Origin of the sequence: Deinococcus sp. (genome assembly GCF_030523985.1) — a bacterium.
GTDB lineage: Bacteria > Deinococcota > Deinococci > Deinococcales > Deinococcaceae > Deinococcus.
Genome location: NZ_JAUNHK010000019.1, coordinates 1 through 24,090, shown reverse-complemented (window position 1 = coordinate 24,090; position 24,090 = coordinate 1). Strand labels below are relative to the sequence as shown.

Below are 24,090 nucleotides of genomic sequence, written 5' to 3'. Positions count from 1 at the left end.
AAAGGGAAGTGAGGGGACGGACACCTGCGCCTTAGCCCGGCAGTTTGAAGCGGCCTACGCTCTGGTCGAGTTGCTGGGCGAGGGCTTCGAGTTGCTGCGCGGCGGAGCGGCCCTGCTGGGCGGCGGTCTGGGCCTGCTCGGCGACCCCGGCAATCTGCTGCACGGCGGCCCCCACCTGCTCGACGCCCGAAGCCTGCTGGCGGGTGGAAGCGGCGACGGTTTCAGCGAAGCGGGCCGACTGCTCGGTGAGTTGACCGATTTCCTGCAGGCGTTCCCCGGCGGTGCTGGCGATGCGGTAGCCCTGCTCCACTTCCCGCGTGCCTTCCTCGGTGTCGGCAATCACGCTCTGGACTTCCTGCTGCACGGCCTTGATGAGTCCGGCGATGCGCGTGGTGGCCTCCGCTGAGGTATTGGCGAGCTTACGCACCGAGTCCGCCACGATGGCGAAGCGTCCGCCCGCTGCCCCCGCGCCTGCCGCCTCGATGGACGCGTTCACGGCGAGCAGGTGGGTCTGTTCGGCAATCTGGGAGATGGTGTCCACGACTTCCTGAATTTCGAGCGAGCGGTCGCCAAGCGACTTGATGCGTTTGGAGACCTGCTGCACCTCGCGGCGAATGTTCTGCATGCCGCCGAGGGTTTCTTGCACGGCCTGCTGACCCTGCTGCGAGGCGAGAAGAGCCTGACGGGCGATGTCGGCGGAGTCCTGCGCCCCCTGCGCCATCTGGCGAATGGTGTCGGTGAGCTGCTCGATCTGCTGCGCGACGGCCTGGGCCTGCTGCGCGGTCAGGGTCGCGCCCTGCTGAATCTGGTCGGTGGTGCCGAGCAGTTCGCGTGACCCCGAAGTGACCGAGCTGGAAGCGGCCTGAATGTGCTTGAGGATGTCGGCGAGTTGCTCGGTCATCAGGTTGATGGAGTCCACCACGTTGCCCAGCACGTCGGCGGTGACTTGCCCCCGGCGGGTGAAGTCGCCCTCGGCGATGTCCATGGTGACGTCCAGAAATTCTCCGATGTTGTGCTGGAGCTGCTGGGCCTCGACGCGGTCTTGCTGGGCGCGTTCGGCGTTGACCCGGAGCTGGGTGGCCGCCGAGTTGAACGACTTGGTCAGCGTGCCGAGTTCGTCCGAGCTTCTCACAGGCAGGTGAAGGTCGAACTGTCCCGCAGTCACGGCCTGGGTGCTGGAGTTCAACAGGCGCAACTGCCCCACCAGGCGGCGCGCAAGCCAGGTCATCAGCCAGACGGCCAGCGCCATGGACACCAGGGTCAGCAGCCAGCCGAGCACGCCCAGGCGGGTATAGCGGCTGTGCAAACGCTGGCTGGCCTGCACGATGGAGGCGCTGGAGCGGCCCAGCAGTCGGTCTACCTGTTGCAGGCTGCTGCCCAGTTGCGGCGTGGCGGGCTGCCCGGCGGCGAGCGCCCGGTAGCCGTTCAGGGTGGCCCCCACCGCTGTGCCGAGGCGCTGGAGGTCGGCCTGAAAGTCGAGGCCCTGCCCGCGCTCGGCGGCGGTGAGGGAGCGGCCCACGAGTTGCAGTTGCGGCCCGATTTGCCCCACCACTTCGAGCAATCTGTTGCGGTCGCTGGCGGCCCCGCTGCTCACCACCCGATCGGCCAGCAGTTGGGCCCGGATGAGGTTGGTGCGCAGGCCCAGCAGTCCGTCGTTGAGCGCGGCGCGCTGCAGGTGGTAGAGGTCGCTCTTGCCCGCCCCGACTTCGAGCGCACTGGCGCGGGCGAGTTCGTCGGTCACGCGTCCCAGCGCAGCGCTGATGGCGGCGTAGTCGCCCGCCCGGTCTCCACTCGTGCCAGCGGCGCTGAGGTAGCGCTCGACCTGATTTTTGACCTCGCCGAGGTTGAGGCTCTGGCGCAGCTCGGCGCGTACCCTGGGCAGCGGGCTAAAGAGACTGGGCGACTCCTGCGCCCCAAGCAGGGCGTCGAGTTGACCGAGGGCCTGCCGGGTGCCCTGCACGGCGGGCGCGACCTCGGAGGCCGTGGCGGGACTGCGGGTCGCCAGCGCCAGGCTGTCCACGCTGCGGCGCAGGTCACTGGCGGCGTTCACGAAAGGAACGATTTGACCGTTGGCGGCCACCGGGGCGGCGAGCTGGCCCAGGGCGCGGTTCGAAGTGACCACGTTGACCAGGACGGGCAGGGTAAACAGCACGCCGACCAGTCCCAGCTTCTGCGCGACGCTCAGGCGGTCGATCAGGCGCGGGGGGCGGGTGGCGGCACCGGGCGAAGCCGGACGCTCGGTCGGCATCAGGTCGGTGCTGGGGACATTCTGTAGCATTTCGACTCCTGCGGGGCGCGGGGGGTGAGGGAAAGGGGGCGCGGAACTGGGCCGGGAGAGCTCAGCCGGGAAGGCGGAAACGGCTGAGGGCACCGCCGAGTTCCTGAGCGAGGGCCTGGAGGCGGTCGGCGGCCTGCCTGCCCCGCTGCACCGACTGCTGGGCCTGCTGCGCGGTGGCGGCGATGTGCTGCACGCCCTGACCTATCTGCGTGACTTCCTGGGCCTGAGCGCCCGATTCCTGGGAGATGTGTCCGGCGAGCTGGGCGGAATGCTGGGCGAGCTGGGCGAGTTCCTGCAAGCGCCGCTCGGCCTCGCCCGCGATGAGGTAGCCCTGCTCGACCTGTTCGGCGTTGTGCTCCACGCTTTTCATCGTCTGCTCGATGTCGCGCTGAACGCTGGCGAGCAGCAGGGTCACGCGGCCCGTCGCCTCGTTGGTCTGGTCGGCGAGCTGGCGCACCTCGTCGGCCACCACGCTGAAGCGGCTGCCCGCCTCGCCCGCGCCCGCCGCCTCGATGGAAGCGTGCAGCGAGAGCAGGTTGATCTGGCTCGAAATCTGGGTGATGGTGTCGACCACATTCTGAATCTGGCGCGAGTGCTCGGTCAGCGTGGTCATGCCGGAGGCGACGTCCTGGGTGCCTTCCCGAATCACGCGGATACCGGCCAGGGTGCCGCGCATGGCCTCCTGCCCCTGCCGCGAGGTTTCGAGGGCCTGCTGCGCGGCGTCGGCGCTGGCCTCGGCGCTGAGGGCCATGTCCCGAATCCGGAGGTTCATCTCCTGGGCGCGGGCGGCGAGGCGCTGCGCCTGCTCGGTGGTGAGGCGCGACCCCTGCTCGATTTCCTCGGCGGTGCCGAGCATCTGCTGCGAGCCGTTCGTTACCGACTGCGACGCCTGCTGCACCTGCCGCAGGGTGGCGGCGAGTTCCTCAGTCATCAGGTTGATGGAATCCACCACATTGCCCAGCACGTCCTCGGTGACGTTGCCCCGGCGGGTCAGGTCGCCCCCGGCGATGTCCACCGTGACATCCAGAAATTCCCCGATGTTGTGCTGGAGCTGCTGGGCATCCCGGCGCTCCTTTTCGGTTTTGAGCTGGTTTTGCCTCAGCAGGTCGGCGGCGCGGTTGAAGGACTGGCCCAGCACCCCGAGTTCGTCGCGGCTGCGGACAGGCACCTTCACGTCGAAGTCGCTGTTGGACAGGTGCTGCGAGGCGCGGGTGAGGTGGCGCAGGGGCTGCAAAATCGACGCGGTCACGGCGCGCAGCAGGGTCACGATGACGGCGGCCAGCACCAGGGTCAGCAGGGCCAAGAGAATCAGTTTGGTCTTGGCCTGGTCGCGCTGCTGCGTAAAGACCTGACTCAGTGCCTGGGTCGTCAGGTCGAAGGCGCGGTACTGGGCGGGCAGGGTCGGGTTGGCGACATCGAGAAGCTGCTGGAAGGTGGTGGTGACCTGCTGCGGCCTCAGGGTGCGCTCCTCGACAAAGTCGAAGAGGTCGCGGGTCTGCTGGGTGGCGACCGCGTAGGGCTGGGCCAGGGTGGGCCGCAGGTCGGGACGGGCGCTCAGGACGCTGGCCCCGTCGCGCTCTATCTCGTCGGTCAGCTGGCGGGCGCGGGCCACGGCGTTGCGGATGTCGGCCCGTTGCTCTCCGGTCAGGACGCCGCCCTGCGCCGCGAGTGCCGTGTCCAGAATCGGCAGGATGGTGGTGAACATGCGCCCGACTTCGGGGAGGTTGTGCGCCATCGTCTCGGAAGTCAGCCGAACCAGCGGCCCACCCCCTGCCGTGCCGACCGTAGAAAGCTGGCCCTCGTCCGCGAGGGTGCGGAACAGTCGGGCCAGTTCGGTATCCAGGGCGCTGTTGATGAGGGTGGCGAGCTGCGCGGCGTTGACGCTGCCGGTGCGAATCGCTTCGGTGATATTGCCGATTTTGGCGTCCAGCGCCAGGCTGAGCTGTTGCGACGTGGCGGCGTCGGGACGGCTGAGGGCCTGACTCAGCTCTTGGGCCACCTGCTGGAGCCTCTGCACCTGCTCGGGCTGCACCTGCGCCGGTGCAGAGCCGCGAATCTCGCGCAGTTGAAGCTGCAACTGTTCAAGAGCGCCGTAGTTGCTGGCAATCTGAATCTGGCGGTTGGCGGTTCGGTACTCGTTCCACGCCTGGGTGCCCAGGGACGTGACCGTTACGGCGAGCGGCACGCCCAGCAGCAGGCTGATGGTCAGGAGTTTCTGGGGAATCGTGAGGCGCCCCAGCCACTGCTCGCTGAGGCGGGGAGAGCGGGGGCGAACGTTGGAGCGGAAGGGTTCGGCAGCAGGGACGCTGTGAGGTTCAGTCATGGCGAATATTCCTCGGGCGGAAGCGGGAAGGTTCGGTCTGCCGCACTTTTCGGTGAGGGGCGGGAAATTCGGCAGGATTCACGCCGGGGTCAGGCGGCGGTTGAGTGCGGCGAGCAGCGCGTCGGAGCTGAGGTGCTGGCCCCGTTGTCCCGCGCTCGGCAGGCCGATGACGCTTTCGGGCGACAGCAGGTCGCTGCCCGGCGGCGGCTCGTCCTCGGCAAAGCCCAGCACGTCGTCCACAGGCAGGCAAAAAAGCTGCTCCTGCAAGCTCACGAGCAGCAGGCGGGCGGGGACTTCGGCGGCGGGCATACCCACCAGTTGCCGCAGGTTGAGTACGGGAACGGCCCGCCCCGCCACGACGGTCAATCCCAGCAAAGCGCCGCCGCTGCCGGGCAGGGGAGAGAGGGTGTCCAGGGACCTGACCTGCCGAATCAGGTCGGCGGGCAGCGTCAGCACCCGTGAACCCACGCGAAAAAGCAACAGGTTCATGGTCAGAGGTGGCGGCCCAGCAGAGCGGTGACCTGCTCGGGCGTATAAGGCTTGGCCAGATAGTCCACCGCGCCCTGGCGCAGGCCCCATTTCACGTCGGTTTCGGCTCCCTTGTTGGAGACGATGATGACTTTCATGGCGGCGGCGGCAGGCAGTTTCTTCAGGGCACGTAGCGTTTCGTACCCGTTGCGCTCGGGCATCACCACGTCGAGCAGGGTCAGGGCGGGCCGCTCGCGCTCCACCGTCGCCTCGGCGTCGAGCGGGTTGCTGATGCTGATGACCGTATGCCCGGTGGGACGAATGGCTTCGGCCATAAAGCGGATGTCTGCGGGCGAGTCGTCGATAATCAGAATCTTTGCCATATCTTTTGCGTTCTCCTGGCGACCGGGGCAAGGGACGGCTTTGCCCACCCCCAGTACGTTCCTCAACTAAACGTCACCCTAAGAACGCCCATCCGACAAAACTCTTACACCTGAGAAATTTATTACAAAAAGAATTTGGCGTTTGGCACGCGTGTGGTCCCTTCTCCCCCTAACAATTCAGGGGAACAGCAACCGTGTTCTCATGAACAATCAGGTGAGAATTTACAAAAAGAGATGAGAAATGGGGTCGGAGCGTCCGACGCTCTAGCTTCTGGTCTGGTACATCCGGACACCGCCCGCGCCTCGCCCTTCGTCGAGTTGCCCGGTCAGGGCCAGGTGTTCGGCCAGGCTCGCGGTCTGGTCGAGCAGCAGCAGGGCTTGTAAGGGCCGCAGGCGCGGGTGGAGGGCCAGGGTCAGCTCGTAGGCACTGCGTGGCGTCCCCGCCTGGGCCAGCAGCTCCAGTCCGCGCTGGGCGTAGCGTTGCCGGAGCGCGGCGATGCGCTCACGCCAGTGCGGCATGGGTTCGTCGTGTCCGCCCAGCGCGACCTCGACCCCTTCCAGCCGCTCAATGTGGTCCAGGGACGCGAGGTAGTGGGTCAGGCCGTGCCCGGCCCACAGCCAGGCGGGTTGCAGCGGCGGTGAGTTGCGCGGCAGCAGGTGGTCGGCGCTGAGCAGCACTTCGCCTAGGCGCAGGCAGATTTGGGCACCTTCGTGTCCCGGCGTGTACAGCACCGTCCAGCGGTCATCGAGGCCGTCGCCGTCTTGCAAGGCGGTCTGCACGGGGATGCCACACGGCAGCATCTGCTTTTGCCCGCGCCGCCTCAGCCGCTCGGCGGTGCCGAAAGAGTCGTGTTCGGGCACGCCGAGTTCGCGGATGATCTGCTCGGTCAGGGCGGCGGCCTGCTGCTGCCTCTGCTCGGGGTGTTCGATGGCTGGCACTGCCAGCGCGTGCGCGGCGATGGGCGCAGCCGTCCGTTCACGCACGAAGGGCAGCCCCGCCACATGGTCGGGGTGCGGGTGCGTGATAACGATGCGCGACAGGGTGTCCCACGACCACGCCTCGCCGTAGTCGCGCCGCACGGCTTCCAGCCCCGCCAGCAGCCCCGCCGTGCAAAACTCCAGCGCACTGCCCGTGTCGATCAGTGCCGTGTAGCTGGGCCGGGCCGGGTCGCCCTCCACCATCAGAAAGACATTGACCCGCATGTGCTCGAAGGCCCGCAGCGACAGGGTATAGAGGCGCTGGCCCTGGCGGGTCTCCAGGCGGGACACGGAAAAGGACGGGGCAGCAGCTTCGGTCACACGTTTACTTTAGGCCCTGCCACCGGGCCTGGATACGTGAACAGCTCAAGTCTGGTCTTTTCAATCTGTTCAGGGCATAATATGAGGCAAGATGGCAAGGGCTAAGACGAAAGAACAGACGGGCGGAATGTATGCCGCCTTCGATACCTTGATGGCGACGGGGGGCGTGGACAGCCAGATCACGGCGCTGGCCGCCAGTGAAGCTGACCGGGCCACCCTGGAAGCCGCACTGACCCAGTCGCTACGCGAAGCGCAGGGCCGCTGGGGACTGGGCCTGCACCACCTTCAGCACGAGGCGCGGCTGACCGAGGACGGCAGCGACATCGAGGTGCTGACCGATGGCCGCGTCAGCGCCCGCGTGAGCGAGGGCTTCGGCGCACTGGCGCAGGCGTATGTGCCCATGCAGGCGCTCGACGAACGGGGGCTGAGCCAGTGGGCGGCGCTGGGCGAGGGCTACCGCGCTCCCGGCGACTTGGCCCAGACCCAGCTCAAAGTGCTGATCGAACATGCCCGCGACTTCGAAACCGAGTGGGCGACGGGCCGCGCCGGAACCTTCCACCGCGTCTGGCGCAAGGGCGACGCGCTGTCGGTTGAGGTGGCCCGTCCCGCCTCCGCCGAAGCCGCCCTGTCGGACGCCGCCTGGGACGTGATTGCCAGCATCAAAGACCGGGCCTTCCAGCGTGAACTGATGCGCCGCAGCGAAAAGGACGGAATGCTCGGGGCGCTGCTGGGCGCACGGCACGCCGGGGCCAGGGCCAACCTCGCCCAGCTCCCCGAGGCGCACTTCACCGTGCAGGCGTTCGTGCAGACCGTCAGCGGAGAGGCGGCCCGCAACGCCGAGGAGTACCGCACCGCCCTCAAGACCGCCCAGGCGGCCCTCGACGATTACCAGGGCGGCGTGACCCGTCAACTCGCGGAGGTGCTGCGGCACGGGCTGAAGGAATAGGGCAGAGCAACAAAAGTCAGGGAAAGGCCAGGACGGGCGGTCTTGGCCTTTTCTTGTGGCCGGGTGAAGCTGCCAACCCCTATCTTGACCCGTGACAAGAAATCCGGCAGACTGCACAGGACATGCCGCCCGAACTGACGCCCACCCGCCGCCACATCCTGCAAGCGACCCTGCGCCTGGGCACCGGGGCCACGGCTGGGCAGGTCGCCCACGAAGTCGGTGTGACCAAACAGGCCGTCAGCCAGCAGGTCGGCATTCTGCGAAAAATGGGGTACTTGCTGCCCGCCGAAACACGCTACGGCCCCCTTCAGGTGAGCGACAAGGCACGGGCGGCGCTGGGCGAGGGCCTGCCCATCTACGGTCAGATTGCCGCCGGGGTGCCCGCGCTGGCCGAGCAGTCGCCCGAAGACTTCACCCCGAGCATTGAGGCACTGCTGGGCCTGCGGGCGGGCGACTTTCTGCTCAAGGTGCGCGGCGAGAGCATGACGGGCATCGGCGTGATGGACGGCGACTACGTGGTGGTGCGCCCGGCCTCCGAGGTTCATGACGGTGAAGTGGCAGTGGTGCTGATTCCCGGCGACAACGCCGCCACCCTCAAGCGCCTCTATCACTTCGGTCAGGAAATCATCCTGATGAGCGAGAACCCCGCCATTCCGCGCATGGCCTTTCCTGCCGAGCAGGTGCAGGTGCAGGGGCGCATGGTCGGGCGCGTGGGTGTGGGTGCGCCGCGTGTCAGCCACCGCCTGGAATAAGCCGGGCGCAACTGTTGCCGAACGAAAGGCGGCCCGTCCCTAGGTCTGGACGAGCCGCCTTACTGTTTGAAAAGGGCTGGATTCAGCGGGCGTAAACGGGCCGGAACCCGAACACACCGGGGGTGCTGGGGTCGACCGTGACTTCCACCGCGCCCACGTCGCTTTCGCCCATGACTTGCAGGCGGGTGACGTTCTTCAGCGTGGCGCTGCTGATGGTTTGACCCAGCCCCGTGTTCGCGCCCACTTCGGTCAGCGGGCGGTCGATGATGAGCACGTGCGAGTCGCCGTGAATTAGCAGCACGGGCTTGCCGTAGGCTTTGGCTTCGGCGGCGAGGGTGTTGACCGTGTCGCGCAGGCCCAGTTCGGTGTTCAGGAAGGGCGCACCGTAGAACAGGTCGGCCTGAAACGCGACGACCACGGCGGGGGCATTCTTGGCCTTGGCCTGGGCGAAGGTGTCTTTGATCCACTGCACGTTGGCGGCGTTGCGGCTGAAGTATTCCGCGACGCTGGCGGCATTGCGCTCCATGCCGTTGTTGCTGCCGACCACATGAACGGTGCTGAACACGACGTTCTGGTACGTCCAGCGGCTGTTTTCGACCAGTTCTTTCTGGCGTTCGAGCGTCAGCGGCTTTTGCCCGAACGACTGGTCGCCCATGCCCGTAAAGAACATCTCGCGCACTTTGGCAAGGCGCTCCAGCGGGTCGAATTTGCCTGCCTTTTCGCGGTGGCAGTCGGTCCACTCGTTGTCGCCGGGGGTGTAGATCAGTGGCCCCTGGAACATGCCGAACTCGGCCTTGACCTTGGCAAAGTTCTCGTCGCTGCACGGGCTGGAGCCGCTCTTGATGTCACCGACGTGGATGGTGAAAGCGGGCCGCAGCTTATTGACTTCACCGATCAGCGACTCGAAACGGGCGTAGTCGTCGGGCAGTTTGTAGGGGGTGTCGCCCAGGGCCACGAACTTGAATGGGGCGGCAGAAGCGGCGCTCAGCAAGGCAAAAGCAGCGGTGAGGAGTAGTTTTTTCATGGTGGGGGTTCCTTTGGACTCGGGGCCATGAGGAGAGGAGGAGGTGCTTCCTCCCCTGCATCCTTTTTCGCTTATTTGCGGCCCACGCCCGCGCTGACGTTCAGGTCGTAGGGCAGGCGAATCCAGAGCATTTCGTTGTGGTCTTTCACGTCCGCGCCGCGCCCACCGGTGGCGGGGTAGTTGTTGTCGTTGGCGACCAGGATGGTGTTCTTGTCGAGCACCAGCACGTTTTCGATGGTCACGTACGGGAAGTTGAAGTAGCCGTCCTGCGTGCTGGGCGCGAGGCCCTGGGGGTCGGCCAGCAGCATCAGGTCGGCGACCAGCGTCTTGTTGAAGGTGCCGTCGGGGTTCACGTCGTCCAGGCTGAAGGAGTACACCCGCTTCAGTACGGCGTCTTTGCCCTGCTTGTTGTCGCGCTCCAGCACCAGGAATTCGCGGTCGTTGATGGGGGTCAGGTCGCCAATCGCTTCGCCCAGTCCTTCCAGGGCGTAGCGTCCGGCGAGGCTCCACTGGCGGGTTTGCAGGTCGTAGCGCATCAGGCGCAGTTGGCCCGTCACGTCGCCACTCACGGTCTTTTCCAGCAGGCCATAGGCCGCCTTGCCGTCAGGGGTGATGGTAAAGCCCTCGAAGCCGCCGCTCGCGCCGATGTTGGCGGCGCTGCTGCTGACGCCCTGGGCAAAGGCGGGGTTCTGGGGGCTGCGGACTTCGGGGGTGGTCAGTTCGCGCACGACTTCGGCCCCCGTGGCGGGGAAGTCGGTGAAAAAGCCGTCCAGACCAGCCCGCAGCGCCTGACGCATCTCGGCCTTGGGGTCGTTCTTGTACTGGGGCAGCAGGTAGGTCGGCTCGTTGCGCATCGTCCAGGTGTGAACCATCAGCCCGGCGGCGTGCGCCCGCCCCACGAAATCGGTGGTCTTGCCCTCGGCGTCGATAATCCAGCGCTTGTAGGGGCCGACGCCCGAGGCGTAGCTGGCGATTTCCTTCAGGCCCTCGTCGCTGAGCATGTCCTTGGGGGTGCGGGTGTCGCCTGCCACCTTGAGGTCGTAGGCGGGTTCGTCGTCGCTGCTGACGAGTTGCACCAGCGGAAGGTCGACGCCCGCTTTCGGCATCACATTCATCTTCAGGTCCTTGAGGTTGCCCACTTCAAAGGACTGGATAAACACGCGGGCGGGGTCGGTGAAATCGGTCTTTTTCAGCGTGTCGATCAGCAGTTGCGAGGTGTTGTACTTGGCGACCTCGTTCATGTAGGTGGGGTGCTTGGTTTCGGGGTAGATGCCGACTTTGCGCCCCGTCTTGGCCTCGGTGTCCTTGACCAGCGCAATCACTTCTTCCAGCGTGGGAATCTGGAACTGGCCGTCGTAGTTCTTGCCGCGCAACTGGGGCAGACGCTCCACCGCACGCAGGGTCTTGAGTTCGGCCAGGGTGAAGTCTTCCACGAAGTAGCCGCGCACCTCCACGCCGTCGAGCGTCTTGGTGGTCAGGCGGTCTTTGAATTCCTCGCGGGTGGCGACATCGGCGGTGGCTTCCAGCACCTTGCCATCCGCACCCACCACGGCAATCACGGGTTCGTGACGGGCAACCAGCACGCCGTCTTTGGTCACGACCAGGTCAGGCTCGATGAAGTCCGCGCCCGCTTCGATGGCGACGCGGTACGCTTCCAGGGTGTGCTCGGGGCGGGTGCCGGAGCTGCCGCGGTGCCCGATGACGATGGGAGCCTGACCGCGCAGGGTCTTGAAACCCACGATGTTGGGCGTGGCAATAGGCGCTTCGAGCAGCTTGCCGTCCGCCGAGAAGTGCAGCAGGTAAGGGCCGAACTCGTCACCAATCCAGATGCTGCCGTCCTGCGCGAACGCGAAGCCTTCCACGTCGAAGTCCGCTCCCGTCAGCAGGCGCTCGGCGGTCGCCTCGTTCACGATTTGCCAGGGCACCTTCTTGTCGGGGTCGCTGAGCTGGATAAAGCCGGTGGGCTGCACTTTGCCGGGCTGACCCGCCGCCACACCAGGGGTCAGGGTGAGGCGCTGCAGGCGCAGCAGGTAGTCTGCCGAGTTGTTCTTGGCGCCGTAGCCGTTGTCGCTCAGGAAAATGTAGCCCTGGCCCTGGCGGTCGAACTGCACGCCCGAAAAGCCCTGCACGGGCTGGCTGGGAAAACGGGCTTCACCGCGCATACCACCTTGCCAAGCGCCACTCGCGGGGCCTGCGGCGAACGTGTCGGCAGGCAGTTCGGCGTACCCGACCAGCGTCGGCTCGGTGACTTCGGTGGCGGGCAGTTGCACCTGGGGGACGGCGACAGGCGCAGGAGCCGTCACGGGCTGCTGCACTGGGGCCTGGGGTGTGGGCTTGGGCGCGACAGGCTTGGGAGCGGGGGCAGCAGGCTTGGGCGCGGGCTGCGTCTGCACGGGCCGGGGGGCGGGTTTGGGGGCAGGCACCGGGGCCGAGCCACCACCGAGGGCCGAGGCCACACCGAGCGAAAGGGTGAGGGTCGCCATCCATCCAAGAGTCATCTGTCTCACATCTGAGAAATATGAAGCCGGGGCGTCAGCGGGCTGTGTGCTGCGGGTCAGGAAACGGTCAGGGGAGAGGGGGCGGGTTTTTACCAGCCGCCCAAATCGTCCTTGAGGTCGTCGGCGGCGAGTTCGGCGTAGCCCCGGCGGGTGGTGTCCACGCTCTCATGGCCCAGGTGCGCGGCGACCCGCCCGAAATCCTTGATTTGCCGCAGCAGGCGCGTTCCGGCGTACTTGCGCCCAGGGTGAAACCCCCGGAACGGCACGCCCGCCGCCTTGAACGCCTTTTCGATGTGGTAGCGGGCCGTCATCACGCTGGCGTAGCGAAAGACCCGTTCGGGCGGCGTGGTGCGGTGTCCGGTGTCGTGCTGCGGGCCGCCGGGAGCGAACTGCTGGCGGTAGGCGCGGGCGGCGCGGCCCAGGCTGCCGCTCATGGCGACGATGCGCGACTTGCGCCCCTTGCCGCTGCGAACGTGAATGCGCCGGGTGCTTTCGTCCAAATCCTGCCACTCCAGCGCCAGCGCCTCGCTGATTCGCAGGCCCGCGTGCGCCGTCAGAAACAGCAGAAACCGGGCGTGAACGTCGGCCTGCTCGACCACGTCCGCCAGGTCGTCCTCGGAATAGGGCGGGCGTTTGACGATACCGGGGGTGCGGTCTTTGGGCACCTTCACATCTCTAAAGGGGTCGGCGTCGGTGGCCCCGGCCCAGCGCAGGGCGCGGTAGAGGCAGCCCGCCGCCGCCACCTTGAGCTGCACCCCCGCCGGAGCGCGGCCCGCCGCCAGCATCGCGTTCACGTAACCCTGGGCATCGTGGCGTCCGGGGCGCAGCAGGTTTACGGCCTGCGAGGTGGCGTATTCGATGAACTGCCGCACACCCAGCGCGTAGGCGTCTACCGTGCGCGGGCTGCTCAGCACGCCGCTGCCGCCCTGGTGTCCCAGGTAGGCCACCGACAGCGACACCAACGCAGGAACGTCCTTTTCGCCCGCCGCCCTCACCGCCCGGCGGCGCATTTCGTCGTCGTGCAGGTTCGTCCACTCGCGGGTCTGCGAGAGCAGGTCGCCTTGGTACTGGGCCAGCGTCATTGCGGGGGCCAGCATAGCGGGTGACCGCTACAGTGGGGCCATGACCCCCACCGACCCCCTGATGCTGCGCGAAACCCGCGAGGCTCCCGCCGTCGTCGCCCGGCTGCTGCGTGAAAACGGGCAGGTGAGCCGCGACCTGGCCGTCGCCATCCGTGAGCGCCAGCCTGCCTACGCCGTCACCATCGCCCGTGGCAGCAGCGACCACGCCTGCACGGTGCTGAAATACGTGCTGGAAACGCAGCTTTCGCTGCCCGTCGCCTCGCTGGGGCCGAGCGTGCATACCCTGTACGGGGCGCGGCTCGACCTCGCCGGAGCGCTGGTGGTTGCCGTATCGCAAAGCGGCGAGAGTCCCGACGTGCTGGAAAACGTGAAGATGGCCCGCGACGCCGGGGCGCTGACGGTGGCGCTGGTGAACGTGGAAGACAGCCCGCTGGCGGAGGCCGCCGAGTTCGTGCTCCCGCTGCGCTGCGGCCCGGAAAAGGCGGTGGCGGCGACCAAAAGCTACCTGGCGAGCCTCTGCGCCCTGCTGCCCACGCTGGCCGACCTGAGCGGCGACACCGGGCTGACCCGCGCCCTGGAACAGCTTCCCGACGTGCTGACGCGGGCGCTGGACCTCGAACCCCAGGCGGCGGAACTGGCCGAGCGCTACCGGTTTGCCGACCACCTTTTGCTGCTGGCGCGCGGCTACCACTACGGCGTGGCCCAGGAAGCCGCCCTCAAGCTCAAGGAAACCTGCGGCATCCACGCCGAAGCCTACAGCGCCGCCGAATTCAGCCACGGCCCCAAGCGCCTGCTGGCTGAGGGCCTGCCGCTGCTGGGTTTCGCCTGCGCCGACGCGGCCTGGGACGCCACCGCACGGGTCTACGACGACCTGCGCGGCGTGGGCGGCGACCTGCGTCTGCTGGGGCCGCAGCCGGGGGCCGACCTGCCCACCCCGGCACTTCACCCGCTGCTCGACCCGGTGACGAGTGCGCTGGCGTTTTACCTGTTCGCGGCGCATCTCGCGCTGGGACGTGGCCTCGACCCCGACCAGCCCCCGCTGCTGAGCAAGGTGACGAAGACGCGCTGAGTGGCCCTGCTTTCAGGCTCCGCGTGGGCGGCTCAGCACTTCGAGGTCGCCTAGAATCGCTGCCGCCGCCTTCTCGCCGCTTTCCAGTGCCCCCTGAATCCCGCTGAGCGAGGTCGCTTCACTGGCAAAAAACACGTTGGGCAGCGGCGTGCCGTGACCGGGCAGCGTCGCCGCGTACCCGGCAGGCTGCGGAAACTGGGTGTGGGGGATACGGTCTACCGCCAGCAGGCGCAGTTCCTCCACGCGGGGGCCGTACCACGCCCGCAACTCGCCAAGCACCTGGGCATTGAGTTCGGCGTCGCTCACATCCGGCACACCCCACACCGAGGCGATCAGCAGGCCGTGCCCCTCCGGCACGCGATTGGGAAACTCCTCCTGAAGCCAGAACACCTGATTGAGCTGGCCCGTCGGCAGGGCGTTGAGTTGCAGGCGGCGCTGGCGTTCCAGGGGCTGCGCCGCCGCGTAGTGCAAGTAGGTGCTGCCCAGGCTTCCGCGTGCTCTGGGCCGCGCCTCGCCGGGTTGCTCGCCCAGGAGGTGCGCCGCCGTGTTGGGGTCGGTGGCGACCACCACCTGGGCGGCGCGGCGCTCGCCTCCTCCCTCAAGCTGCACGGTCACGCCCCCCGGCTCGGCCCGCAATCCGGTGACGGTCGTGTGCAGTTGCACGTCCAGCCCCTGCGCCAGTTGCCGGGGAATCTCGCTCATGCCCGCACGGGGAATGGCTACGTCGCCAGTCAGCAACATCTTGAAGTAGTAGCGGAACAGCGCCGCACTCGTCTGAAGCTGACGGTCGAGCACCAGCCCGCCGAAAAATGGCGTGAAGAAGCGTTCCAGCGAGCGCTGCGAAAAGCCCAGGCCCAGCAGGTACTCGCGGGTCGTCTGGTCGGGACTGTTGAGCAGGGCGTGGGCCGGTTCGGCGAGCAAGTGCGCGACCAGCTTGGCGACCACCACGCGGTCGGTGGCTGTCAGGGCCGCCGCCGACAGGTCGCCGGGCAGCGCCGCCGGGTCGCGCAGGGGGTCCCCGACGAGTTCGGCCCGCCCATTTTCCTGCCGCAGCACCGCCGAGGGGCGCAGGCGAACGAGGTCCAGAGCCTCGTACTCCAGTTGCCGCTGCGCTGCCGGATACGCGGTGAACATGCCCAGAAAGCCCACGTCCAGCGTGTAGCCGTCCACCTCCTTGCTCCAGACCCGGCCCCCCAGGTGTCCCGAGCGCTCCAGCACCTGCACGGTTTTGCCCGCCCGTTTCAGCGTCCTGGCCGCCGTCAGTCCTGCCAGCCCCGCTCCTACCACGATGATGTCCGTCACCCGCTCAGGCTAGAGCATGGCCTCACCACGTCGCGTGGGCCAGCGTTCAGTTCGTCACCCGCCGCCCACCCACATAAACCTGCTGCACGTTCAGCTCATCGTCCAGCACTGCGAGGTCGGCCCGCGTCCCCACCCGCAGTTCGCCCCGGTCACCCAGGCCGATGGACTGCGCCGGGTGCAGGCTGAGCATCCGGCTCGCTTCGGGCAGCGGTACGCCTGCCGCTACCGCATTTCTCAGGGCCACGTCCATCGTCAGGATACTGCCCGCCAGGGTGCCGTCGGCCAGGGCCGCGCGGCCTGACCGGACGGTGACCGCTTGCCCGCCCAGCTCGCTTTCGCCGTCCCCCTGCCCGGCGGCCCGCATCGCGTCGGTAATCAGCATGACCCGCTCCGGCGCGGCGGCGCGGGCGAGCAGAAAGCTCAGGCGGTGCAGGTGAAAGCCGTCCAGAATAATTTCGGGGAAGGCGTGGGCATTCGCCAGAATCGCCCCGGCAATCCCCGGTTCGCGGCCCTGAATGCCGCCCATCGCGTTGAAGAGGTGGGTTCCGGCGGTGCGCCCCCCTGCCGCATGAACCGTGTCCAGCAACGCAGCCGTCGTGTCGGCGTCGGCTACGGTATGCCCGATGCCCACCCGCACGCCCGCTCCGGCGAAGGCCAGCGCCGCTTCGGTGGCTCTCTCAATTTCCGGGGCCAGCGTGACGGCCCGAATCACGTCCAGCGCCAGCAGTTCGCGCACCCGCTCCGGCGTCGGCGTGAGCGTGCAGGGCGGCTGCGCTCCCAGGCGCTGCGGGCTGATGAACGGCCCTTCCAGGTGAGCGCCGGGAATGTCGGCCCCGTCCGGTACGCCGCCTGCGTCCATCACCTCGCGCACCCCGCGCAGGGCCGCCAGAACGCTGTCCCAGGGGTTGGTCATGGTGGTCGGCAGCAGGGTGGTCGTGCCGTGCCGGGCGTGCAGCCGCGCCAGGGTTCGCACCCCCTCCGCGCCGTCCATCGCATCGCCGCCGCCCCCACCGTGAACGTGGGTGTCCACGAAACCGGGCAAAATCAGCGGGCCGCCCGTGTCCGCGCTTTCCTCTAGTGCCGTGATGTGAGAGCCGAAATGCAGCGTGCCGGAAACGAGCGAGCCGCCCGGCAACAGCAGGCGGCCACGCAAAGAGGCGGGAGAGGTCATGGATTTACCATAGCCTCTGGGCGACGGGTTGACGGTCGAGCGCCGAGTCGCGAGGCGCTTCGGGGCGTGTCTACGCTTTGGCTGCGCCGCGCTTTTGCAGTTCTGCCAGTGCGCCCGGCACATGCACGGTGTGCAGCATGCTCCGCAACTCATAGACCAGCGTGCCAGCGGGGTCAATCACGAACGACGCCCGGTTGGACACGCCTACCAGCGAAGTCAGGCCGCCCATCACGCCATAAGCCTTGCAGATGGTCTGGTCGGGGTCGGGCAGCAGGGGATAGGACAGGTGGCATTTCTCGCGGAAAGCGGCCTGTCCGCCCTCCGAGTCGGTGCTGATGCCGATGACCTGTGCGCCGTACTTCTCGAATTCGGGCAGCGTGGCCTCGAACTTCTGCGCCTCGATGGAGCAGCCGTAGCTGTTGGCCTTGGGGTAGAAGTACAGCACGACCCACTGACCGCGCAGGGCCGACAGCGAAACGGGCGTGCCGTCGTCGCTGACGCCGGAAAAGTCGGGGGCAGGTTGATCGAGTCGGGGTTTGCTCATGCGTTTGTCCCCCTATGGCGGTCGCCCAGACGCACCCGCAGGCCGCGCAGCTCGTACCCCTTCACGATTTCGTTGGAGCCGATGTGCGGATGCTTGACGATTTCGAGGTCTTGCCACATCAGCAGTCGGCGCAGGAACATGTCCGACTCCTTGATGGCGAGGAAGGCCCCTGGGCAGCGGTGCGCCCCGTCCCCGAAGGCCAGCCCCTGCGCCTGCACCCCACGCGGAAGCTTGCGGTGGGGGCAGAGTTCTTCGGCGTTTTCGCCCATGATGGCGGGGTCCACGTTGGCCGTCTGGATGTTCAGGCCGAAGGTGGTGCCCGCAGGGTAGTGCTGCCCGCCGATTTCCAGGTCGCGCTCGGTCTTGCGGTAGAGCATCGTCACCACGGGGTCGAGGCGCAGCAGTTCGTGCAAAATCGCGTGCCGTTCCTTCTCGGTGCCGTGGACATAGTCCGAGCGCAGCTCAGGCTTTTGCAGCATCTGGTAGGCCGCCAGCGTGATGAATTCGCGGGTGGTAATCATGCCCGCCGTAGCGTAGGTGATGCACTCGGTCAGGATTTCCTGGTCGGTGTAGTCGCGCTCCAGCAGATAGCTGATGAGGTCGTCCTTGGGAGCCTTGCGTCGGGCTTCGATGGCGGGTTTCACGTCCAGCATGAAAAAAAGGCCCGTCGCTCCCGCCATGCTCGCGTCACGCACCGGCGAGGACTTGGTCACGGCCCCAGGTGCGCCGTCCATCTTGCTCGACACGAACGCCTCAATCCGCTTTTCCATCCCGGGCAGGCGGCTGTCGGTCAGGCCCACCACGCTGGCGGCGACCTGCACGGCGAGGCGCAGGCTCAGGTCGTCCAGATTCATCTCGCCCTTGTGCAGCAGTTCCGCCAGCATCTCGTCGCAGAGGGCGGCAATCATGGGGCCGTAACTGTTGACCGCCGTGGGCGTGAAATACCGGGCGGTGGCGCGGCGCATCTCGGTGTGTTCGTCGCCCTTCATGTACAGCACGGGCGCACGGCCCAGGCGCGGGTCGGAGGCGAATTTCGCCAGAAAGCCCATCTGGTCGGCCTCGTCGTCTTTCAGGATTTGCCGCACCGCGTCAAAGTGCTGCAACTGCTCCAGGTGGGCGGGTTCGGGATTGTCTGCCCCCAAGCGGTCATGGCGGCGGGTGAGCGACTCGGTCTGGCCCGAAAAGGGGCAACGCGGGGCGGATTCGTTGGGCTGGGTCATGGAAGACTCCTTGTAAGACTGGCAAGCGTGGCGATCAGGTCTTGCCGCTTGGTGTCGTTCAGGTGCGAGAGATACGGTTCGGCGACGTGCTGGACAGTCTGAAGTCCCGTTTCCCAGGCCCTGAGGCCACTGGGGGTCAGCTCCACCAGAACCTGTCGCCCGTCGGTCTGAAAGCGGGTGCGCTGCACGAAGCCCTTTTGTTCCAGGCTGCCCAGCAGGCGGCTGACTTCATAGCGGGGCATCTGAAGTTCGGCGGCAAGCTGGGCCGGCTGCGTGGGTCTGGCCTGCAGGTAGCCCGCCGCAATGAATTCCTTAAGGTCGAGGCCACAGTCCTCGCGCAGCCGCGCCGCACCGTCGGCCACCAGCGATTGCCAGAGGTTCCAGATGGCGCTCAGAAGTTGGATGGATGGGGAAGAGAGGGTCATAACGGTAAGCCGGGTCCAGTCACAGGGGATAAGTTATTGCAAAATGCAATTATATGTGTGGGAAAAAGGTGAAGCTCCGGCCTGTGCTTCCCTGTGCGTGAGGGGAACAGGTCGGAGAGAAATGCTGAACTCAGCCTTGATGCCTCAAACCAGCTCAATCACGCTGGCATCCGACAGCGTCAGCTTGTGGGTGCGAGGCACGCGGCGTCCTCCACGCACCTGCGCCCGCACCCCGATCAGGCAGTCCTGCAGGCGGGTGTCCACGTTCTCGATCACGACCTCGGCGTCCACGACACTGTGTTCGATTTCAGCGTGGCGCACCACGCTGTCTCGCCCGATGCTGGTAAACGCCCCGATGTAGGCGTCCTCAATGAGCACATTTTCCCCCAGGATCACCGGCCCCTGAATCTTGCTGCGAATCACCCGTGACGACGCGGGCACCACCACCCGCCCAGTCAGCCGCGAGTCCACCAGCTCGCCCTCCACCTGGGATTCGAGCCGCTCAAGCAGCAGTCGGTTCGCTTCGAGCAGGTCGGCGGGGCGACCCGTGTCCTTCCACCAGCCCTCCACCCGCTGGCCCTGCACGTCGGCCCCTGACTCAATGAGGCGCTGAATCCCGTCGGTGATTTCGTACTCGCCGCGTGCCGAGGGCGGCATGCCGTCCAGCATCTGGAAGATGCTGGGTGTGAAGCAGTACAGGCCCGCCACCGCCATATTGCTGGGCGGGTTTTTCGGCTTTTCGACCAGCCGCACGATGCGCGTGCCGTTGAGTTCAGCCACCCCGAAAGCCGTGGGGTCCGCCACTTCGACCAGGGCAATCAGGGCGTCGGGGCGGGTCTGGCGAAACGCCTCCACGAAGGGAATGGCTCCCTTCTCGAAGAGGTTGTCACCCAGGTACACACAGAAATCGTCCTGCCCCACCCAGTCGCGGGCGGTCAGGACGGCGTGGCCCAGGCCGAGTTGCTGGCTCTGATCGATCAGGGTAAGGCGGACATCGCTCAGTTCGCGCACGGCGTGCTGAATTTCGGCGCGGGTGACCTCGGACACGATGATGCCGATGTCCCGAATGCCCGCCTGCACCAGGGTATGGATGGCGTGGCGGATGATGGGCTGTCCGGCGACGCGCAGCACTGGTTTGGGCCGGGTGAAAGTTAGGGGCCGCAGGCGGGTGCCCAGTCCGGCAGCAGGAATAATCGCTTTCATTCCCTGCAGTCTAAAGGAGAGTGGGACTAGGGGTGGGGGGAAAGAGGCGTCCCGTCGGCCCCTTTCCCCCCGCTCGCCTGAATGTCAATGCAGGGCGTCGCGCTTGTTGGCCCGCAGGCTCGCCCAGACCGACAGGGCGATGAAGCCTGCGCCAATCAGTCCGGTGATGATTTCGGGAATATGCACGTTGCGGTTCATGCTCAGCAGCATGATGACGGCGAGTGCGCCGATGCCGTAGTGAGCCCCGTGTTCGAGGAAGCGGTACATCTCGAGGGTGCCCTTGCGAACCATCATGATGGTCAGCGAACGCACGAACATGGCACCGATGGTCAGGCCCGCTGCGATCAGCACGATGTCCTTGGACAGGGCGAAGGCTCCGATCACGCCGTCCAGCGAGAAGCTGGCGTCGAGCACCTGCAGGTACATGAACGAGCTGAAGCCGGCCGCGCCCGCTTTGGCGGTGAGGTCGTCGGCCTCGAACAGGCTGCCGATGGCGTCCATGCCGAGGTAGACCAGCAGGCCGATAAATCCGGCGGTCAATGCGCTGAGGCGCTCCGCCGGGGCGACGAAGTTATGCACCAGGAAGAGCAGCAGCGCGCTTACAAAGACCGCTTGAATGGTGTCCAGCTTGCCGATGCGGGCCAGCGTCCCTTCCAGATGGGTCAGCCAGTGCTCTTCCTTTTTGGGGTTCATGAAGTATTTCAGGAAGACCATCATCAGGAAGGTGCCCCCGAAAGCGCTGATGGTGACGTGCGCCTGCTCCAGATGGTGGGCGTAGGTCTCGGGGTTGCCGAAAGCCTCGCGCACCGTTTCCATGAACCCCATTCCCGAAGACAGCGCCACGATGACGATGGGGAAGATGAAGCGCATCCCGAAGACGGCAATCAGCATCCCCCAGGTCAGGAAGCGCTGCTGCCAGACCACCGACATGTTGCGCAGCACGCTGGCATTGACCACGGCGTTGTCGAAAGACAGCGAGACTTCGAGGACACCCAGCAGCAGGGCAATCGCCAGGGCGTTACCCAGTGCGCTGAGCGTGTGCCCGCCGCGTGCGTAGCCGTCCCAGGCGGCAATCACCAGGCAGACCACGGTGACAATCATCGAAAGGCCGAAAAATTCCCGAAATGTTTTCACTGATTTACCTCAAGAAAATGGGGGGCGTGCTGGCCCCCGTGTGTCGTTGACTCCAGATGAAGGCGGGAGTGAAGCCGGATTCTAGACCTTCACGCCCCGGCTGTGGGTTTTCCCCGCCTCACACCTGCGTCAGAGGTGGGGCCGCATGTCGGGCAGGTTGTCCTGGTAGGTTCGGCCCCGGCTGGGCGCGCCGATGGCGGTCATGGTCCAGTCGCTCCCGTTTCGCCGCAGGCTCGCCAGGATGAGCGCCGAGTGTGCCCCCTGCGCCGTGAGGTTATAGCGGGCGATTTCGGCGTTGTTCTGGGCGTTGATGAGGCGGCAGTAGGCGTTCTGCACCTGGCTGAAGTCCTGCCCGGTGTAGTTGTTGACGCTGAACACCACGGTCTGCACGTTGGCGGGCAGGCGCGAGAGGTCGATGCTGATGGTTTCGTCGTCGCCCTCGCCCACTCCGGTGCGGTTGTCGCCGCTGTGGCGCACCGTGCCGTCCCGACTCTGAAGCTGCCGGAACCACACCGCGTCGAGCAGGTTGCCGCCCGCATCGAACAGCAGGGCGTTGCCGTCGAGGTCGACGTCCTTCTGACCGCCGCCGAAGCCCAGGAAGCCCTTTTTCTTGACGGCGTCCCAGCCCAGGCCCATGACCACGCTGGACAGACTGGGGCCAGCTTCCTTGCTGAGCGAGATTTTCTGACCTTTTTCGAGCGAGATGGGCATGTGGAGTCCTCCTGAAATGAAAAAGGGAGCAAGCCCAAAGCCTGCCCCCCGAAAGGGCTTAAACGTTGACGCCGAAATTGCGGGCCAGCGGCGCGAGGCCCCCGCCGAAGCCCTGCCCCACGGCGCGGAACTTCCAGTCGCTGCCGTGACGATACACCTCACCGAAAATCATGGCGGTGTCGGTGCTGGCGTCTTCGGAAAGGTCGTAGCGGGCGATTTCTGCGCCACCTGCGCCGTTCATCACGCGGATGTAAGCCTGGCTGACCTGTCCGAAGTTCTGGCCCCGGCTGTCGGCTTCGTGGATGGTGACGCACACGGCGATTTTGTCCACGTCAGCCGGAACGCGCACGAGGTCGATCTTGACCGTTTCGTCGTCGCCGCTGCCCTGTCCGGTCAGGTTGTCGCCCGCGTGCTCCACGCTGCCGTCGGTACTCTGCTTATTGTTGTAGAAGATGAAGTCGCTGTCCGAACGAACCTTGCCGCCCGCATTCAGCAAAAAGACGCTGCCGTCGAGGTCGAACGCCTGTCCGTCGGTGGCGCGGGGATTCCAGCCCAGACCGACCAGGATGGACGTGAGGCCTGGTGCTTCTTTGGAAAGGGAAACGTTTCCGCCTTTGGTCAGAGATACTGCCATGATGTTGCCTCCAGAAAAGAGAAAGTCCATGAAGGACTAAAATGAAGTGTCGAAGGCTGCCCCCCTAGGGGAGACGGCACTTCCGCAACCCAGTATGCGGCCTGGGCTGGAAAAGTTCCGCCCGCTCCGGGGGAAGTGGGGGAGACATCAAACTCCCCTGACATCTCGGGCTTAGAAGGGGGCATGAGTCAACCTGTTCGTCAGGAGACGGTAATCAGCGCGGGCGGCACCGAGGTGGTCGTTCCCTATTCCCCGGCCAAGATTGCCCTCTATACGGTAGGCGGAGCAGTCGGCATCGGCGTGCTGGCCTTCGTCGCTACGGCCCTCTTGAAAGTGGCCGTCACCGGGATAACGGCCATCGCCCTGCTGGTGATGATTCTGGCGGTGGTGACCCTGCTGCCCGCGCTGATGATGGCGCTCAACGCCGGGCGGGTGCGGGCCAAGGAGGGGGTCGCCCGCGCCATGCCGCTCGAAACCCTGATTTTGCAGCGCAAGCAGTTCGAGACCCTGATGCACAACAAGAGCCGCCAACTGGCCGAGGCCAATGCCCACCTGCAGGACTTCAAGCGCCTGATCGACACCAACCGCAAGGACATGGACCCGGCAGACGTGGAAGCCTGGGAAGCCGATCTGAACGCCAGCCGCGAGGCGTTCGCCCGTGCCCAGACCCACCTCGAAGACCTGCGGGTGGACCTGGCCGAATACGACCGCCAGATCAACAAGGCCCGCATCGACATGCAACTGGCCCAGGCCAAGGGCAACGTGGCCGGGGCGCTGCGTCAGGCCGACCTGAGCGCCGAAGACCGCCACGTCACCGAGTCGGCCCTGTCGGAAATTGCCCGCCGGGTGGGGCGCAACGCTGCGCTGCTGGACGAGGCGCTGAACTCTGGCGACCAGCAGTCGCGCCGCCGCAACGCCCGTGGGGGCCGTGCATGAGCCGCGCTCGCCTGATTGGGGCGCTGCTGGCGCTCATCGTGCTGGCGTGCATTGTCGTGATTGTGCTGGACCAGCGCGGCTTCTTCGGTGGTCAGAACCCGTCGCCCGCTCCTTCGCCCACCTGGACCGTGCCCACGCCTGACCCGGCCCCGGAACCCGCTCCTACGGACGGGGGCGGTTACGGCGACCTGTAACGGATAATCACGCTGAAGCTGACTTAGGGCCGGCTCCTTCCGACGACCAGAGCGTTGCTGGAGGGGCCTATGTCGTCCTGCCCTTCCCCCCTTTGTACTCGATACAAAATGCTCAGTATTTCATGAAGCACAGGTGTCCGGCCCTGTTCTACCCTGACCACAGAAGAGCGGCGTATGCGATCCACGTCACTTTTCACCCTGGTCGGGCGCAATCTGACCAGTTGAAAACAGGACAAGAGGTGGAAGAATGAGCAAGTACACAGAAGTCAAGGCACAGTTGGCCCAGTACCCTTCGGCGGCAGAGTCTGACCCCATCAAGTTGGGGATCCTTACGGCCTGATAAAAGTCATGAGAGCAGACGTTAGTGGAGATCACTTTGGGGGAGCGCGGGTGGTCTCTAGCGGGTAGGGGTCGGGGCAACTTGGAATAGCGAGCGTCTCTAGTGGATGACCAAGGGCATGAGAAGGCTTATCATGCTGCATGGGACGCCAAAA

At 66.3% G+C, this 24,090-nt stretch carries 21 protein-coding genes and 1 pseudogene; 5 read left to right on the top strand and 17 right to left on the bottom strand.

The genetic code is table 11. The features are described 5' to 3' along the window. Window positions 1-31 precede the first annotated feature (31 nt). From Q4C89_RS04875 to Q4C89_RS04855, 5 genes are all read right to left on the bottom strand, one after another. Window positions 32-2,278 carry a methyl-accepting chemotaxis protein gene (locus tag Q4C89_RS04875; protein WP_303101480.1) on the bottom strand — a complete coding sequence of 749 codons (2,247 nt, stop codon included), beginning with the start codon at window positions 2,276-2,278 and terminating at the stop codon, window positions 32-34. Between the two features lie 61 nt (window positions 2,279-2,339). Next, window positions 2,340-4,601, bottom strand: a complete 2,262-nt coding sequence (locus Q4C89_RS04870) for a methyl-accepting chemotaxis protein (RefSeq protein ID WP_303101479.1) — start codon at window positions 4,599-4,601, stop codon at window positions 2,340-2,342. A 78-nt stretch (window positions 4,602-4,679) separates the two neighbouring features. Then, on the bottom strand, window positions 4,680-5,090 hold the full coding sequence (locus Q4C89_RS04865; RefSeq protein WP_303101478.1) for a chemotaxis protein CheW: 411 nt from the start codon (window positions 5,088-5,090) through the stop codon (window positions 4,680-4,682). A gap of 2 nt (window positions 5,091-5,092) precedes the next feature. Beyond that, window positions 5,093-5,452 (bottom strand): PleD family two-component system response regulator, encoded by a 360-nt coding sequence (locus Q4C89_RS04860; RefSeq protein ID WP_303101477.1) that lies wholly within the window; start codon window positions 5,450-5,452, stop codon window positions 5,093-5,095. Between the two features lie 264 nt (window positions 5,453-5,716). Then, on the bottom strand, window positions 5,717-6,751 hold the full coding sequence (locus Q4C89_RS04855) for an MBL fold metallo-hydrolase (RefSeq protein ID WP_303101476.1): 1,035 nt from the start codon (window positions 6,749-6,751) through the stop codon (window positions 5,717-5,719). Between the two features lie 81 nt (window positions 6,752-6,832). Between Q4C89_RS04855 and pprA the strand changes: the two are divergent. Further along, a pseudogene (gene pprA / locus Q4C89_RS04850) lies at window positions 6,833-7,697 on the top strand (DNA repair protein PprA). A gap of 122 nt (window positions 7,698-7,819) precedes the next feature. Beyond that, window positions 7,820-8,449, top strand: a complete 630-nt coding sequence (gene lexA / locus Q4C89_RS04845) for a transcriptional repressor LexA (RefSeq protein ID WP_303101475.1) — start codon at window positions 7,820-7,822, stop codon at window positions 8,447-8,449. A gap of 82 nt (window positions 8,450-8,531) precedes the next feature. Here the strand turns inward: lexA and Q4C89_RS04840 are convergent, their stop codons facing one another. The 3 genes from Q4C89_RS04840 to Q4C89_RS04830 all read right to left on the bottom strand — a co-directional run bounded on the left by Q4C89_RS04840 (window position 8,532) and on the right by Q4C89_RS04830 (window position 13,053). Then, complete coding sequence (locus Q4C89_RS04840; protein WP_303101474.1) at window positions 8,532-9,473, bottom strand: hypothetical protein; 942 nt, start codon at window positions 9,471-9,473, stop codon at window positions 8,532-8,534. Between the two features lie 71 nt (window positions 9,474-9,544). After that, window positions 9,545-11,971, bottom strand: a complete 2,427-nt coding sequence (locus Q4C89_RS04835) for an esterase-like activity of phytase family protein (RefSeq protein ID WP_303101473.1) — start codon at window positions 11,969-11,971, stop codon at window positions 9,545-9,547. Between the two features lie 89 nt (window positions 11,972-12,060). Continuing rightward, entirely contained in the window at window positions 12,061-13,053 is a 993-nt protein-coding gene (locus Q4C89_RS04830) for a site-specific integrase (RefSeq protein WP_303101472.1), read from the bottom strand. A 40-nt stretch (window positions 13,054-13,093) separates the two neighbouring features. Here Q4C89_RS04830 and Q4C89_RS04825 point away from each other — a divergent pair, with 40 nt between their 5' ends. Further along, window positions 13,094-14,122, top strand: a complete 1,029-nt coding sequence (locus tag Q4C89_RS04825) for an SIS domain-containing protein (protein WP_303101471.1) — start codon at window positions 13,094-13,096, stop codon at window positions 14,120-14,122. A 12-nt stretch (window positions 14,123-14,134) separates the two neighbouring features. Here the strand turns inward: Q4C89_RS04825 and Q4C89_RS04820 are convergent, their stop codons facing one another. From Q4C89_RS04820 to Q4C89_RS04780, 9 genes are all read right to left on the bottom strand, one after another. Next, complete coding sequence (locus Q4C89_RS04820; protein ID WP_303101470.1) at window positions 14,135-15,424, bottom strand: NAD(P)/FAD-dependent oxidoreductase; 1,290 nt, start codon at window positions 15,422-15,424, stop codon at window positions 14,135-14,137. Window positions 15,425-15,470: 46 nt separating this feature from the next. Further along, complete coding sequence (gene nagA, locus Q4C89_RS04815) at window positions 15,471-16,595, bottom strand: N-acetylglucosamine-6-phosphate deacetylase (RefSeq protein ID WP_303101469.1); 1,125 nt, start codon at window positions 16,593-16,595, stop codon at window positions 15,471-15,473. A gap of 70 nt (window positions 16,596-16,665) precedes the next feature. Beyond that, window positions 16,666-17,139, bottom strand: coding sequence for a peroxiredoxin (locus tag Q4C89_RS04810; RefSeq protein WP_303101468.1), 474 nt, complete (start codon window positions 17,137-17,139; stop codon window positions 16,666-16,668). Beyond that, the gene (locus Q4C89_RS04805; RefSeq protein ID WP_303101467.1) at window positions 17,136-18,359 is read right to left on the bottom strand and encodes a cytochrome P450; all 1,224 of its coding nucleotides are present in this window, start codon (window positions 18,357-18,359) and stop codon (window positions 17,136-17,138) included. Before Q4C89_RS04805 ends, Q4C89_RS04810 begins: the two co-directional genes overlap by 4 nt. Continuing rightward, entirely contained in the window at window positions 18,356-18,784 is a 429-nt protein-coding gene (locus Q4C89_RS04800; protein ID WP_303101466.1) for a MarR family winged helix-turn-helix transcriptional regulator, read from the bottom strand. Before Q4C89_RS04800 ends, Q4C89_RS04805 begins: the two co-directional genes overlap by 4 nt. Before the next feature lie 144 nt (window positions 18,785-18,928). Further along, window positions 18,929-19,987, bottom strand: coding sequence for a glucose-1-phosphate thymidylyltransferase (locus Q4C89_RS04795; RefSeq protein WP_303101465.1), 1,059 nt, complete (start codon window positions 19,985-19,987; stop codon window positions 18,929-18,931). 84 nt (window positions 19,988-20,071) lie between these two features. Further along, a complete protein-coding gene (locus Q4C89_RS04790; protein WP_303101464.1) occupies window positions 20,072-21,121 on the bottom strand; it encodes a DUF475 domain-containing protein in 1,050 nt (349 codons plus the stop codon). A gap of 129 nt (window positions 21,122-21,250) precedes the next feature. Further along, window positions 21,251-21,832 carry a TerD family protein gene (locus Q4C89_RS04785; protein ID WP_303101463.1) on the bottom strand — a complete coding sequence of 194 codons (582 nt, stop codon included), beginning with the start codon at window positions 21,830-21,832 and terminating at the stop codon, window positions 21,251-21,253. Between the two features lie 58 nt (window positions 21,833-21,890). Beyond that, complete coding sequence (locus tag Q4C89_RS04780) at window positions 21,891-22,466, bottom strand: TerD family protein (protein WP_303101462.1); 576 nt, start codon at window positions 22,464-22,466, stop codon at window positions 21,891-21,893. A 183-nt stretch (window positions 22,467-22,649) separates the two neighbouring features. Here Q4C89_RS04780 and Q4C89_RS04775 point away from each other — a divergent pair, with 183 nt between their 5' ends. Then, the gene (locus tag Q4C89_RS04775; protein ID WP_303101461.1) at window positions 22,650-23,402 is read left to right on the top strand and encodes a hypothetical protein; all 753 of its coding nucleotides are present in this window, start codon (window positions 22,650-22,652) and stop codon (window positions 23,400-23,402) included. Beyond that, window positions 23,399-23,596 (top strand): hypothetical protein, encoded by a 198-nt coding sequence (locus tag Q4C89_RS04770; protein ID WP_303101460.1) that lies wholly within the window; start codon window positions 23,399-23,401, stop codon window positions 23,594-23,596. The genes Q4C89_RS04775 and Q4C89_RS04770 overlap by 4 nt, the downstream gene beginning before the upstream one ends. Window positions 23,597-24,090: the final 494 nt, after the last annotated feature.